General features: G+C 70.0%; 8 protein-coding genes. 6 read left to right on the top strand and 2 right to left on the bottom strand.

The window, feature by feature from the left end; all coding sequences use genetic code 11:
• Positions 1 to 61 precede the first annotated feature (61 nt).
• Both PLE19_09445 and PLE19_09440 read right to left on the bottom strand, forming a co-directional pair.
• Positions 62 to 3,697, bottom strand: a complete 3,636-nt coding sequence (locus PLE19_09445; GenBank protein ID HPD15164.1) for an SBBP repeat-containing protein — start codon at positions 3,695 to 3,697, stop codon at positions 62 to 64.
• Positions 3,698 to 4,374: 677 nt separating this feature from the next.
• Complete coding sequence (locus PLE19_09440) at positions 4,375 to 5,280, bottom strand: hypothetical protein (GenBank protein ID HPD15163.1); 906 nt, start codon at positions 5,278 to 5,280, stop codon at positions 4,375 to 4,377.
• Between the two features lie 899 nt (positions 5,281 to 6,179).
• Between PLE19_09440 and PLE19_09435 the strand changes: the two genes are divergently transcribed.
• The 6 genes from PLE19_09435 to PLE19_09410 all read left to right on the top strand — a co-directional run bounded on the left by PLE19_09435 (position 6,180) and on the right by PLE19_09410 (position 15,164).
• Positions 6,180 to 7,454, top strand: a complete 1,275-nt coding sequence (locus tag PLE19_09435) for an L-serine ammonia-lyase, iron-sulfur-dependent, subunit alpha (protein HPD15162.1) — start codon at positions 6,180 to 6,182, stop codon at positions 7,452 to 7,454.
• Positions 7,455 to 7,469: 15 nt separating this feature from the next.
• Positions 7,470 to 8,462 (top strand): ornithine cyclodeaminase, encoded by a 993-nt coding sequence (locus tag PLE19_09430; GenBank protein ID HPD15161.1) that lies wholly within the window; start codon positions 7,470 to 7,472, stop codon positions 8,460 to 8,462.
• Between the two features lie 89 nt (positions 8,463 to 8,551).
• A complete protein-coding gene (locus PLE19_09425; protein HPD15160.1) occupies positions 8,552 to 9,565 on the top strand; it encodes a MoxR family ATPase in 1,014 nt (337 codons plus the stop codon).
• 117 nt (positions 9,566 to 9,682) lie between these two features.
• A complete protein-coding gene (locus PLE19_09420) occupies positions 9,683 to 10,585 on the top strand; it encodes a DUF58 domain-containing protein (protein ID HPD15159.1) in 903 nt (300 codons plus the stop codon).
• Positions 10,582 to 12,837, top strand: coding sequence for a BatA domain-containing protein (locus PLE19_09415; GenBank protein ID HPD15158.1), 2,256 nt, complete (start codon positions 10,582 to 10,584; stop codon positions 12,835 to 12,837). Before PLE19_09420 ends, PLE19_09415 begins: the two co-directional genes overlap by 4 nt.
• On the top strand, positions 12,834 to 15,164 hold the full coding sequence (locus tag PLE19_09410) for a hypothetical protein (protein HPD15157.1): 2,331 nt from the start codon (positions 12,834 to 12,836) through the stop codon (positions 15,162 to 15,164). Before PLE19_09415 ends, PLE19_09410 begins: the two co-directional genes overlap by 4 nt.
• The last annotated feature ends 18 nt before the right edge of the window (positions 15,165 to 15,182 follow it).

The following is a 15,182-nucleotide window of genomic DNA, read 5'->3' as shown; positions in this document are numbered from 1 at the left end:
AGGCTCTCCTGGGGAGAAAGGCTCCCCCGCGGCCCCGCCGCGACAAGCCTGATTTCCGGCGCTAACCGACGTAGGCGCGGAGGCCGCCGAACCAGTGGTCGGGCGGGATGATGCCCCTCCACGTCACGTCCGAGGCCGAGAAGCTGCCGTTGAGCACGCGGAAGACATCGGTATCGCCGTCCGAGCCGTCCTCATCAATCGTGCCGGTGACCTTGAGCGACTTGAGCCAGTCGGCCTGGAGCGAGCAGTTGGTGAGGTTTCCGCGCACTGCGATGGAGCCCACGGCGCCGGCGACATTCCACGCTCCTCCGACGACCGAGCCGGCGATGCTCGCCTTGCCCAGCGCCTCCTTCGTCGCCCCCAGGCCGCTGAGGGCGAGGCTCGCCTCGAAGTCGCCCACCGGCCCGCCAGCGGCCTTGCTGCCGCTCGCGGCCAGGCTGGAAATCCAGGGCGCGGTGATCACGTCGGGCGTCGCATCGGTGTCGAGCCACTCGATGACGCTCAACGACTTCAGCGGCGTGGCCGAGGTGAGGGTGGTGTCCTGCACCCGGCCCAGCACGAGGCTGGCCGAGGCGATGAGCGGGTCGGCGCCGATCGCGATCACGTGCGGAGCCGCCACGTTGCCGAGCGTGAGCTTCGACACTCCGCCCGCGACCGTCACATCGCCGAGCGGGCGGACCTGCGCCCCGCTGAAAGTGCCGAGCGAGCCGTTGATGACGATGGCGCCGACCGGCAGGTCGGGCGACGGCGCTTTGACGGGTGACGACACCTTGACGCTGAAACTCGACTTGGCGTCGGTGCCGTCGGCCTCGATGGACACGAGGTCGCCCGGGGTGTCGTTGCTGTAGGCGCCGCCGTCGGGCGCCACGGCGCGCACCAGGTAGAACGTCCCGGCGCCCTTCACGCTCACATCCACCAGGTCGCCCGTGGCATCGGTGAATCTCGTCTTGGTCACGGGCACGGGCAGCCCGGCGCCGAGCACGATGACCTGGCCCTGGACGTCCAACTGGAAGGTGACGTCGTCCGTGGTGCCCAGCCCGTCGTCCACGCGCACGGTCACGAGGGTCGAGCCGATGTCGGTGCGCTGGGTCGGCGTGCCCGACAGGAGCCCCGTGGTCGGGCTGATGCTCAGCCAGGCGGGGCCCGAGACCAGGCTGTAGACTTGTCCCGGCACTCCCTCATTGGTCGAGTTGAAATCAAAGGCGAAGAGCTGCCCGAGAAGAACGGCCGAGGGATCGCTCGGCAGCGAGTCGGTGAAGCCGGGCACATCCGCCACCGGCGCAACGGCCACGCGTACCTGCACGGGGGTCGCCGAGGCCGCGTTGCCGTCCCACGCCTTCACCGTGAACGCGGGCAGGGTGCCGCTAGCGTTCGGGTCGGGATGCCACACAAGGCTCTCGCCTGCCGACAGCAGCGTGACGCCGGGCACGACGGGCAGGCCGCCCTTCATCAGCGTGCCGGTGCTCACGGCCTCGACGCGGAAGCTCAACGGATCGCCGTCCACATCGGCCTCGTTGGCTGCCGCGGCCAGCGTCGCATAGAGGATCGCCAAGTCGGCATCCTCCACGCCGCCGGCCAGGGTGCTGATCGTGGTCAGTGTCGGGGGCGAGTTGGCGATCTTCGTCACGAAGGCGTCTTGTGTGCCGCCCCGCGAGGTGTCGAAGCCGCCCACGGCCGGGAAATCCGACGACGCCGTGTAGCCGGCGACAAAGGTGTTGCCCGAGCCGTCCATCGCGATGTCGGTCGCCCAGTCGTCGCTCGAGCCGCCGAGGTAGGAGGACCAGAGCAGGGTGCCCGCGCCGGTGACTTTGGTTACGAAGGCGTCCTGGGAGCCACCCCGCGTGGTGTCGAACGCAGCGAGCGTCGGGAAGTCCGACGACAGCGTGTTGCCCGCGACGATCACGTTGCCGAAGGGGTCGGTGACGACGCTGCTGCCCGTGTCGTCTTTGGACCCGCCGAGGTAGGAGGACCAGAGCAGGGCTCCGCCGGCGCTCACCTTGGTGAGGAAGGCGTCGGTCGTGCCGCCGCGCGTGGTGTCGAAGCCGCCGAGCGTGGGGAAGTCCGACGAGGCGGTGTCGCCGGTGATGAAGACGTTGCCCGAGGGGTCCACGGCGATGCCCCGCCCCTGATCGTCTTTGGACCCTCCCAGGAAGCTGGACCAGAGCAGTGCCCCCGCGCCGCTCACCTTGGTGACGAAGGCGTCGAAGCTCGCGCCCCCGCCATACGAGGTGTCGAAGCCCCCGGGGGTGGGGAAGTTCTTCGAGAGGGTCCGGCCCGTGAGCAAGGCATTGCCCGCCGCGTCCACCGCGATGCGACGCCCCTCGTCCTGGTTCGAGCCGCCGAGGAAGCTGGACCACAGCAAGACTCCCGCGCTGCTCACCTTGGTGACGAAGGCGTCGTAGGTGCCGCCGTTGTAGCTGTCGTCGAATCCGCCATCGGCGGGGAAGCCGGACGAGGCCGTGCGGCCCGTGATGAAGGCGTCGCCCGCGTTGTCCACGGCGATCGCCCAGCCCGCATCGTCGTCGCCGCCGCCCAGGTAGCTGGACCAGAGCAGGGTGCCCGCCCCGCTCACCTTGGTGACGAACGCATCGAAGCCGCCCTTCCGCTTGTCCTGGAACGCGTTCAGCGTGGGGAAGTTGCTCGAGTACGTCTCGCCCGTGATGACGGCGTCGCCCGCCGCGTCCACGGCGATCTCGTAGCCGCCCTCGAAGTCGGAGCCCCCGAGGAAAGTGGACCAGAGGAGGGTGCCGGCCGCGCTCACCTTGGTGACGAAGGCATCATTGGTGCCGCTCCGCGAGGTGTCGAAGCCCCCGCCCGAGGGAAAGTTCGAGGAGAACGTGGTGCCAGTAATGAAGACGTCCCCCCCGCCATCCACCGCGATCCCGTAGCCCACATCCAGGTCCGACCCGCCGAGGTAGCTCGACCAGGCGATCGCCGGGTCAATCACCAGCTCGGCCTGCGGGTCGTAGGGGCCGGTGATGATGAATGCACAGGTGCTCGGGTCCAGCAGTTGGAACGCGCCCGCGACCTCGACGCGCTGGCTGCCAATCACCTGGTAGATGACGGGGGCGGCGTCCACCACCTCGCCGAGCGCCGTGGCGATGTGCAGCGCGCCGCTCTCGTCGAGGGACAGGCCCTCGATGCCCGTATAGCGCAGCCGAATCTGCCCGGGGTCCGCGCCGGGCGCGACGTGGAACTCATACTTCAGCCCGTCGCGGCGGCCCCACGTCAACAGATCAATCCCGTCCCAGAGGCCCAGGTAGGCCACGGTCTCGAACGTCGGCACGTCGGTGCGCCAGGTCGCCGGGTCGCCGACGTAGTAGTTGTGGACTGCCTGCGAGGGGTCCTTGCCCACGGGCGTGACCAGATTCGCCCCCTCGAAGGCGACGGAGAACTGGGCGACGTTCACCCCGCCATCGCGGGGCAGGGACGCCCCGCCCACAGAGAAGAGCTGGAAGACGGGCCCGGAGTCGGTCAGCGCCACAGTGGCGCCCCCGCTGCTGTGGACGAAGCGCACCGCCTCATCCGCCCACTGCCCCTCATTGGGCGCAAACAGCGCCGGCGAAGCGCTGAAGAGCTGGAGCGCCGTGTCAGACGCCGAGAGCAGCACTCTCGGCTCGAGAGGCTCCATCGTCAGGGACCGACGGGAACTTCGACGCTCAGCCGTCAACGGCAAGTGGCCGCGGGATGCTCTCACAACTCAGCCCTCGAATAGTTGGCCAGATCGCGGGGCGAGCCTCGGAACCCAGGCGTCTATGGGCGCAGGGGGCCCGGGGCCGGATGCTCCCACCTTACCGTCAGTCTATGCGCACAGGCGTCCTGGGTCAAACTGCAAGTGACGGTTGCCCACCCCTGCCACTCGCCGTGGAGCCGCGCGCCGCCAGGGATGCCGCGTGTTGGTCCACGAGATGCCAGGCGAGAGCAGGGGCTGCCCCCTCCAAGGCATGGCTCTTGAGGGTCTGGCGATTCTGGGTCGAGTGGCGTGGTGGGGGATGCGGGCATGGACGGTCCATCCTACCTGGCGGCTCCGCTGGAGGGCGCTGCCGAGTGTCTGGTGGGAGCGCTCCGGCCATACTTGCTCAACCCTGAGAGGGGGGAAGTGAGCGAGTATGGGTAGATGGGCGAGGATTGGCGATTCTCGTGGCTCCGGCCATTCCCGCTCACTTGTGGGATGAGCAAGTATATGAGGAGCGATGCCTGGGTGCGTAAGACTTTGTGGTGAATATGGTTATGGCGGCAGGGCTGACGGCGCAGCGCCCGTTCCGAGCCGCGCGACGGCGGCCAAGTCGGGCTCGCTGGACCGCGATGAGCCGAAAACATGACTTGACCCGTCTGCCTGGGGGGCGGACGGGCCAAGCGGGGGGCGGTTGGGGCTCAGTTGGTGCGCTCGAGTTCCTTGAGGTCGGTGACGCCGGACTCGATCTTGCGGATCATGCGGGCGCGGCCCTGAACGTCGGTGCGCAGAATGTGCCAGAAGATGGGCTGAAGCTCCGCATCTTTGAAGCGCCCGGCGGCCTCAAGCAGCACGAGCTGTTGGGGAAGCTCGAGCACGTTGAGGGCTCTCCGCATGCACTCGACGATGTACTCGCCGGTGGCGGGAGCATAGCGGGTCTTGATTTCCTTCTCGACCTGGCAGCGGAGGAGGTTCATTGTGTCCCTCAGCTTTCGGAGCTTGCGCTTGATGAACCGGACACCGTAGATGCTGATCCCCAAGTCGCGCGCAAGGTGCCGCTCGGGCGCGCCCGGATGCGCGGCGACATACTCCAGGCGGCACTTGTAGAGGGGCTGGACGTAGCCGCGCCGACGCAAGTCATTGAAGTCCAATCGGATGGTCTCGGCCGAGACGCCCAGTGCCTCGGCCATCTGCTGCTTCGTCTGCGCGCCATAGTGTTCGAGAATGTAGCGGTGACGGCTGCGGCGCCGCTCCAGGCCATCGCGGGTCGGGAGCCCGGGCTTTCGGCCATCATAGAGGCCGCCGGCGCGGAGCCGGGAGCGGATCTCAACGACTTGCTTGCGCGAGATCCCCAGCCGCTCGCCGATCTCGCCGTCCGTGAGGCGCGGGCCGCTTGCAATATAGGCCTGTCGAACTTCGAGGCGCTTTCGGCGGATGCCACAGCCGAACAACTCCCTGAAACGGGTCTCGACCTCTTCAGGCGTCACCGCAGCTTGCCGGGCGATCTCCTCGTAGGTTTCGAAGAGGAACTGCTGTCGGATCACGGCCGCGAGATCAGCGTGCGCCGGGGCACCGGAGACGACGGGCTGCTGAAGCTGTGTGGCCACGGCTTGTCCTCCAGACGGCCAGCGAACTGCCTGCTCCCTCACCCCCAACCTCTTGAGGTCAGCGGAGCAATTTGCGTGCCGCGTCTGAAGGACTCCGGCAAATCAGCGTGATTTTCTAAGTGTCGAACTGACTGGTGGTTATGGCTCCTTATGGCACCAGTCGCAATCCCGGTGCACCATCACCAATCATGCGGACTGTAACGATACGATGCGCACGTGCGCAGCAACAATCATATGTGTATACGTCGCAAAGGCTTATGAGCTATGGCGGCCGATCACCTGATGTCACGATGCGTTACATCTATGAGCGCGTCCCGCGCTATAAGCGTCGGTGAGATGCGCTCCGCTCTGGGCTCGCCCGCGCGATGCCTAAGAGCCGATTTTACCAGGAATACGCCAGATGTCAAGGGGTTTGTTCATCACGGCAGGTCCCCGCGTCGTGTCTCCGAACGGCTCGAGCAATGGGGATCTCAGCCGGGTGACTTGCCAGCCGCCCAGGCGACCTCATTGCCTTCTGCGCTTCGAGCCCGGCGGAGCGCCGAGTCAGGACGGGTAGCCCTTGACAGCGATTGCGATGGCGGGTATCAATGGGGCATCGCGTGAACAGTGCCGAAGGGGATAGCATGCGCGGTGCCAGCGTATTCAACCGTGTGATAGGCCCCGTGATGCGGGGGCCTTCGAGTTCGCACACGGCAGGGGCGTTCCACATTGCGGCAATGGCGCGCTCGATGTTGGGGCGCGCACCCATCCGTGCGCGATTCGCGTTCGACCCTGGCGGCTCATACGCCAAGTGCTATCGGAGCCAGGGAGCCGACAAGGCGTTCGCGGCGGGCCTGCTCGGCTGGCGAATCACGGATGATCGCTTCCCGAGCGCTCTGGCTGGCGCCGCACAGGCGGGTATGCGGGTGGAGTTCTTGGAGCAGCCGCTGGCCGGCGCCGGCCACCCGAACGCCGTGGAGGTGGAATTGGCCGCCGCGGATGGCCGCACGCTCTCCGCTCGTGCCAACTCGGTGGGGGGAGGGGCCGTGGAGTTTGTGCGCCTGGGCGGCTGGCCTGTGTGCTTCACGGGGGATGCCTGGGAGGTCGCGGTCGAGGCGGAGCCGTGTGCGGCAAGCGAGGCCGTGGCACTGCTGGGCGCCGACGGGGCTTTGATGGGTGAGGCGCAATGCCAGGAGTTCCGAGGCCTGTGCCTGGTGTGGGCGCGGCGGCGGGAGCGGCTGGCGCACGAGGCGCAGGAGCGTCTGGCCGCGACGCGCGGCGTGCGGGTCGTGTGGGCGTGCGAGCCGGTGTTCTTTGTGCCGGCAGGCGAACCGGGCTTCGCATCGGCGGCCGAGATGGCCGCCATGAGCCTTCAGCAGGGCATCTCGCTTGGGCAGACTGCCCTCGAGTACGAGGCACGACTCCTCGCGCTGCCAGAGAGCGCGGTGCTGGCCGAGATGGGGCGCCGGCTGGACGTCATGCTGGACGCGGTCGAACTCGGTCTGACGGCGCCGCCCGCCATGCGCCTGCTCGACGCCAGCGCAGGCCGCGTGCTGCGTGCCGAGCGCGAGGGCCGGCTGGCCGCCGGCGGCCTGCACGCGCGAGCCGCTGCCCGCGCCTTGGCCGCCATGCACGTGAGCAGCGGCGGGGGCGTGGTGTGCGCCGCGCCCACGGGCGGCTCGGCCGGTGTTCTGCCCGCCGTGCTCGCCACGCTGATGGCGGAGCTGGGCGTCAGCCGCGAGCGGGCCGCGCTGGCCCTCCTCGCCGCAGGGGCGATCGGCGTGGTCGTGGCGAACCGGGCTACCTTCGCGGCCGAGGTGGCCGGCTGCCAGGTGGAGATCGGCGCGGCGGGCGCCATGGCCGCCGCGGCCGTGGCCGACGCCGTCGGCGCTCGAGCCGACCAGGCCGCTGACGCCGCCGCCATCGCATTCCAGAACACCATGGGCTCGGTGTGCGATCTCGTGCAGGGCATCGTCGAGATCCCCTGCCACACGCGCAACGCTGCCGCGGCAGCGAATGCGTTTCTGTGCGCAGACCTCATCCTTGGCGGGTACGAAAACCCAATCCCGCTGGACGAGACGATTGATGCTGTGTATGCTTCCGGGTGCATGCTTCCCGCCGAGTTGCGCTGCACGGCGCGCGGCGGCCTGGCAGCTGCGCCCTCGGCCCGCGCGCTCGAGGCGCGGGGTTCCTGAGTCGTGGGGGATACAATGGCCGGTCGCACGTTGCGTTTCCTTTCCGCGCGGGACGTCGTTCAGGCCCTGCCGATGGCGCGGGCGATTGGGGCGATGAAGAGCGCCTTTCGCCAGCTTTCGGACGGCGAGGCCGTGGCGCCGACCCGCGTGCACATCGAGGCGCGGGAGCCGCGTGGGGACGCGCTGTTCATGCCTTCGTACATGCCCGCCGCAGGGCGCATGGGGCTGAAGATCGTGACCGTCTACGGTGGCAACGCGGCGCTGGGCCTGCCGCTCATACAGGCGATCGTGGCGGTGCTGGACGCCGCGACGGGCACGCCGGTGGCCATCCTGGACGGCACGTCGCTCACGGCCATCCGCACGGGGGCGGCCTCGGGCGCCGCCACCGATCTGTTGGCCCGGCGCGACGCGGCCGTGGTGGCCATCTTCGGCGCCGGCCCTCAGGCGCGCACCCAGCTCGAGGCGGTGTGCGTCGTGCGGGGCATCCACGAGGCGCGCGTGTGCGACCCCGACGCCGCGCGGGCCGCGGCGTTCGCCGCTGAGATGGCGACGCGCCTTGGCATCGCCGTGCGGGCGGTGCGGTCGGCCGCCGAGGCGCTGGCAGGGGCCGACGTCGTGTGCACGGCCACCACGTCGAGCCAGCCTGTGTTCGCCGATGCGGAGGTCGCGCCGGGCACCCACGTCAACGCCATCGGGTCCTACAAGCCGCACGTGCGCGAGGTGCCCGAGGAGACGGTGCGCCGCGCGCTCGTCGTGGTGGACCATCGCCCGGCCGCTCTGGCCGAAGCGGGCGATCTGCTGATTCCGATGCAGAAGGGCCTCATCACCGAGGCGCACATCCACGCCGAGCTGGGCGAGATCCTCGCGGGCCGCAAGGCCGGGCGCCAGGCGCCCGGGCAGGTCACGCTCTTCAAGTCGGTGGGCGTGGCCGTGCAGGACCTGGCCGCCGCGTGCGAGGCGCTGGCCAACGCCGAGCGTCGCGGCCTGGGCGTTGAGCTTCAACTGTGAGATGGGTTGACCTCTGCGGGCCGGCGGGCTACCATGCGGAGGAGCGAGGGCCGCTGGCCTGTCCTCAGGTTGCCATTCGAGGAGTGCCCATGGGCGAACAGCCATCCAGCGCGCAGGACGTGCAACTCGTGGAGCAGGCGCGAGCCTCGCGCGACCGCATTCTGGCGGAGATTCGCAAGGTCATCGTCGGACAGGAGGACCTCGTCGAGCAGGTGCTCGTGGCCCTCTTCGCCGGCGGCCACGTGCTCATGGTGGGCGTGCCGGGGCTGGCCAAGACGCTGCTCGTGAGCACCCTGGCGCGGACCCTCTCGATCGGCTTCAAACGCATCCAGTTCACGCCCGATATGATGCCCTCGGATATTACGGGCACCGACGTGCTGGAGGAGGACCACGCCACGGGGCGCAAGCAGTTCGTCTTCGTGCGCGGCCCGGTCTTCACCAACCTGGTGCTGGCCGATGAGATCAACCGCACGCCGCCGAAGACCCAGGCCGCGCTGCTCGAGGCCATGCAGGAGAAGCACGTGAGCGTCGGCCGCACCACCTACGCGCTCGACGAGCCGTTCATGGTCATGGCCACGCAGAACCCCATCGAGCAGGAGGGCACATATCCCCTGCCCGAAGCGCAACTCGACCGCTTCATGTTCATGGTGTGGGTGGATTACCCGAAGCAGGCCGAGTTGAAGGAGATCATCAAGGTCACGACGGCGGGCCGGCTGGGCGAGCCGCAGCCCGTGCTCGACGGGCCGCAGGTGCTGCGCCTGCGCGACGCCGTGCGCCTGATCCCCATCAGCGACCACGTCCTCGACTACATCGTGCGCCTCGTCGAGGCCACGCACCCCAAGGACGCGGCGTCTCCCGAGGCCAGCCGCAAGTACCTGGCCTGGGGCGCCGGGCCACGGGCCGGGCAATACCTGTCGCTCGGGGCCAAGAGCCGCGCGCTCCTCCGTGGCAACCTCCAGGCCACCATCGCCGACGTGCGCGCCGTCGCCCACGCCGTCCTGCGCCACCGCCTCGTCACCAATTACACGGCCCTGGCGGAAGGGAAGGAGGCCGACCACGTGGTGGATTGCATTCTGGAGGCCGTGCCGGAAGCCGGGGCGTGATGCGTCATTCGCCACTCGGGATGCGTGATGCGTGAGAAGAAAGTAGCTGTCGGTTGGGTCCCGCCGCGCGGCTCGCGTGCCGCCTCAGGCGCGCGCCTCCGGAGAACGTAGGCGCCTATGCCCGCGATGCGATTCCTCGATGCGAACATCCTCCGCTCGCTTGCCCACATCGAGCTGCGCGCGCGCCTGCTCGTCGAGGGCCTCTACGCGTCGCGCCACCGCAGCCCGTTCTACGGCTTCAGCGTCGAGTTCGTGGACCACCGCGAGTACTCGCCCGGCGACGAGCCGCGCACGATTGACTGGAAGATGCTCGCCCGCACCGAACGCTACTTCGTCAAGCGGTTCGAGATGGAATCGAACATGAACGTCGTGTGCCTGCTCGACACCAGCCGTTCGATGGGCTATCGGCCGGCGGACCGCGACAGGTTGACGAAGCTGGAGTACGCCAGCTATCTGGCCGCGTCCGTGGCCTTCCTCGTGCACCGGCAGCAGGACTCGCCCGGCCTGGCGACCTTCGGCGACGCGCTGCGCGAGTTCCTGCCGCCCCGGCAGGGGCAGCGCCACCTCTACACCCTGCTTTCGCGGCTCGAGGCCATCGAGCCCCAGGGCCAGACCGACCTCGCCCGCGTGCTCGAGGCCATCGGCCGGCGCCTTACTCGCCGGGGCATCGTGCTTGTCCTCAGCGACTGCTACGGCGATGCGCGCGCCGTGGTGGACGGTATCCGCCACCTGACCGCCCGGGGGCACGACGTGATCGTCCTCCATCTCCTCGACCATGACGAGGTGGCGTTCCCCTTCAAGCCGCTTACCACCTTCCGCGACATGGAGACGGGCGCCGCCCTGATGAGCGACCCGCTGCGCCAGCGGCCGCTCTACCTCGACCGCCTCGAGCGCTTCCGCCGCCGCATCGAGAGCGGCACCGTGGCGTGCGGCGCCGACTACCGCTTCGTGGACACCTCGCAGCCCATCGAGCTGGTGCTGCGCGACTACCTCCTCTACCGCAGGGAGAGGGCGCGATGAGCCTGCTGTTCCCCGGCATGCTGCTCGGGCTCGTGGCGCTGGCCATCCCGGTCGCACTCCACCTGATCGCGCGCCACAAGTACCAGGTCCAGGACTTCCCGACCATCCAGTTCCTGCGGGCCGACGAGCGGACGAACGTGTTCGCGATGCGGCTGGTGGATGTGGGGCAGCTCCTCCTGCGTCTCGCCGTGCTGGCTCTCCTCGCGCTGGCGATGGCCCGGCTCTTCACGGCCTGGACGCCGTTCGGTCCCGCCGCGCGCAATCTGGTCGTCGTGGTGGACTGTTCGGCCAGCATGCAGGCCCTGGGCACGCGCCCGGCCGACGGCCGCCCTGCGCCGCTGATGGACCTGGCGAAGGCCCAAGCCGACGCGCTGCTGCGCGAGGTGGCCGCGCCCAGCCGGTGTGCGCTGATCGCCGCTGCCCAGGACGCCGAGCCGATCGTTCCCCTTCACCCGGCGCCCCACGAGGCGATTCGCGCCCTCTCCGGCCTCGCCGCCACCGACGGGGCGGGGCGCGGCCTGGTGCGGGCGGTGGCCGCGGGCTGCGACCTGTTGCGCGGCCGGCGCGAGGCGCGCTCGCAGATCGTGGTCCTCACCGATCTGGCGGCCTCCGCCTTCGAAGCGCGCAACAGCGAGGACCTGCGCCGCATCCGGGACGCGCAGGCCGAACTCGGCCGCAAGCTCGAGATAGTGCTCCTCGACCTCGCGGGGGCCCAGGCCGACAACCTCGCCATCCTGGAGGCCCGCGTGCGCGGCTCGCGCGTCCAGATGGGCGACGACGCGCACATCGTGGCCCGCGTGCTCAACGCGGGCACCGCCGAGCGCAAGGCGAAGCTTCAACTGGCCGTCGGCGAGCGCCGCGAACCCCTCATCAAGGAGATCGCCCTGGCGCCCGGCGGCGAAGCGGATGTGGACCTGACCCTCCGCGCCACGCGCGCGGGGCAGGCGATAGCCGAGGTGTGCCTCGATGGCGATGACGGGCGGCCGGGGGACAACCGGTTCGCCGTCCCGCTCGACGTGGCCGATGCGCGCAGGGTCCTCATCGTTCACGATGCCGCTCCGCCCGCGGAGGGCCGCGCCGAGCCAGGTCTCCCATCAGGCCTGTCTGAAATCCGCAATCCGCGGTCCGCAGGCCGCAGTGAGGGGCTGCTCGACGGCGTGCGCATCCTGCGCTTCGCCCTCAACCCCGGCCGCGAACTCGGCCAGCCCCACGGCACAGGGATTCACACCACCGCGGTGACGCCCGAGGCCCTTGCCGGCCAGCCCCTGAGCAAGTACGACGTCATTGTCCTCCACGACGTGAGCACGCTCAGCGAGCAGGCGCTGAAGGACCTCGAGGCCTTCGCTCGGCAGGGGCGCGCGCTGCTCTTCGTGTGCGGCGGCGGCACCCACGCCATGAAGTTCAACCGAACCTTCGCCTCGCTCTCCCCAGCCCAGGTGGGCAACGAGCGGACGCTCGACCCGCCCATCGGCCTCCGGCCTGCCGGGGCGCAGCACCCCGTGCTGGCTCCCTTCCGCGACAGGCTCAAAGGCGACCTCTCGGCCGTGCGGTTCGCCGCCGTCCGGGAGCTCCGACAGCTTGCCCCGACGGCCTCGGCGATGCTCGTCGGCACCGACGGTGCGCCGCTGGCCGCCGAGATGGCCGTGGGGCAGGGCCGGGCCGCGCTGCTGGCCTTTGGTTTCGAACTCGACCGCGGCAACCTCGCCCGCACGCGGGTGTTCCCCGCCCTGATGTGGCAGTTGCTGGGGTACCTCTCGGGCGACCTGCGGCCACGCCGGCCCGACGTGCTCACGGCCGCGCGGCCGGCCGTGCTCGACGTCTCCGAGCCCGCATTCGCCTTCCTCGACGAGTTGGAACTCTCGCCACGGGGGGCGCCGGCCTCGCCGCTGCGGCTGGCCATCGGACCCGACAGAACCCTCCTCGTCCCCAGCCTGCCCGTGGGCCACTATGCGCTCCAGAAGCCGTCGGAAGGCGCGGCACGCCGCGCCGCGACGGGCCGTCCGCTGGCCGTGAACCACGACCCGCGCGAGAGCCGCACCGAGCGCATCACCGAGGCGGAGCTGGCGGACCTCTTTGGGCAGGGGGTTCGGGTGGCGGCCGCAGGCGAGCCGCTCCGCTTGACGCCCGCGGGCGGCGAGCTGTGGCCACTGCTGGCCGCCCTGCTCTTCATCGCCTACGCGCTCGAGGGCCTCATCGGGTGGGCGCTCAACGCGCGCCGCGAACGCCAGCGCAGCCAGGAGGCCAGCCAATGAGCGCTCTCTACTGGCTGCTCGGCATCGAGTCTCCTGGGACGGTGGCCCGCGCCGTCCGGTGGGCGCTCTACCCGGCGTGGCCGGCGGCGGGGGTGTTCCTGGCTGTTCTCGCGCTGGTTGCTGGCGTGGTGGCGGCCCTCAATCTGCTGCCCCAGAACGTGGTCCGCTGGCGCGCGCGCGTGGCCCTGGCGACGCTGCGGCTGGCGGGCTTCGCCCTCCTGGCGGGAATGCTGTGCCAGGTCGAACTCCGACTCACCCTCGAACGCGCGGTGCCGGCCAACGTGGCCGTGCTCACCGACACGTCGGGGAGCATGAGCCTGCGCGACGCCTCGGGGCAGAGCCGGCTCGAGGCCGCCCGCGCCTTTGCCGCCGGCCCTCTCGCCCGCCTGGGCCACAGGGCGAACCTGGTGCCCTATGCCTTCGATTGGCGGCTCTATGCGGGCGAGGCTCCCGCTGCCCGCGAGGCAGAAGCGGCCCGCCCACAGGCCCAGGGCATGACACGCCTCATTGCCGCGGTCGAAGAGGTGGCGCGCCGCGAGAGCGACCTCCAGGCGATCGTTCTTCTCACCGACGGCAACGACACGGCGAGCACGCGCAGCAGCCTCGTTGCCCCGCTGCTCGCCGCGCGCGGCTTGCCCGTCTACCCTGTGGTTTTCGGCAGCCCGGGCGCCCCGAGGGTGGCCAAGGTCCGCGTCTCCGAGGCCGCCCCCTACGTTCGCCTGGGCGACGAACTGCGCCTCACGGCCTCGCTCTCGGCCACCGAACTGGGCGAGCAGACGGTCCGCGTGCTGCTTCATGAGGACGGCCGCCAGGAGCCCGTGGCGGTCCGCGAGAACATCCGCCTCGGCACAGAGCCTGTCGCCGTGCCCCTGGTGGCCAGGCCCACGCGTGCCGGCACGCGCACGTACCGCTTTGCGCTGGAAGGGGTCCGCGATCCGGCCACCGCCCGCCTCCAGGCCGCCGAACACAAGGTGCAGGTGGTGGATGCGAAGATTCGGGTGCTCCTGGTGGACATTCCGCGCGACGAGCGCAAGATCGTCGCCCACTGGCTCGCGCGCGACCCCGTGGTGGACCTGGCGAGCCTCACGCTGCTGCCCAAGGGCGGCTGGTACGCCCAGGGCGCGCTCCGCCATAAGGACGTGGCCGACGGCCTGCCCGACCGCGAGGCCGACCTTTACCAGTACGATGTGATCATCCTGGGCGACATCCCGCGCGCCTGCTTCCGCGTCGGCGGCGACGTCATGGAGACGCGCATGCAGCGGCTCGTGGACTTCGTGGCCCGCCGCGGCGGCGGGCTCGTGACGCTTGGAGGGCAGAACGTCTACGCCGCCGGACAGTACCAGGGCTCGCCCCTCGCTGCCATCCTGCCCTTCGCGGTCGAGCCGACGCGCCAGCCGCAGGCCGCCAGCACCTTCAAGATCATCGCCACGCCGCTCGGCCTCTGCCACCCCCTCATGCAACTCGCGTGGGACTCGCAGGCCAACCGCGACGCCTGGCTCGACCTGCCGACGCTCGACGGCTGCAACCGCATCGAGCGCATCAAGCCCGGCGCCACCCTCCTCGCCGTCCGGGAGTTCAACGAGAGCAGCCCGCCCGGCTCCCAAACCGCGACCCGTAGTCCGCAATCCGCAATGCCGGTCATGGCCATCCAGAACGTCGGCCGGGGCAAGGTGCTGTCGCTCGCAATGGACACCACGTGGCGCTGGGAGATGATGCGGCCGGCGGAGGGCGAGGACCACTTCCGCCGCTTCTGGGGCAACGTGGTGCGCTTCCTCGCACCGGACCCGCGCCTCGAGCCCAACATGCCGCAGGTGCTGCACTACCAGTCGCGCGCCGCCGTTGGCGAGTCCATCACCCTGGCGACCCGGCTGGTGGACCCCGCATTCCACCCCATCCGCGAGGCCGACCTGCGGGTCGCTGTCACCAGCCCCTCGGGCAGGACGCGGCATATCTACCCTCGCGACGGCCGTGATGCTCCCGGCCTCTACGAGTACACGATCACCCTCGACGAGCCCGGTCCGTGGCAGGTGGCCGTGACGCTCGGTGGCAGGACCACCCGCGACGAGATCGTGGCGGGGGAGGGCGATGAGGAGCTGGACGACCCGCGCGCGAAGCCCGAGGCCATGGCTGAGCTCGCGGAGGGCACCGGCGGCCGTGTCTTCACGCCCGAGGAGGCCGCCGCTCTGCCCACCGCGTTGACGTTGGCTCCACGGCGACTCACCACCACGGCCACCATTGCCCTCTGGAATCTGCCGGTTACGATGGTCCTCATGGTCGCCATCGTGGCCGCCGATTGCTTCCTCCGCAAGAGGAGGGGGATGGTATGAACCTGGAGCGCGGGACGC

The organism is Planctomycetota bacterium, assembly GCA_035384565.1.
Classification (GTDB): Bacteria; Planctomycetota; PUPC01; order DSUN01; family DSUN01; genus DAOOIT01.
Note: the sequence above shows the minus strand (reverse complement) of the source record. Positions and strands in the feature narration are given on the sequence as shown.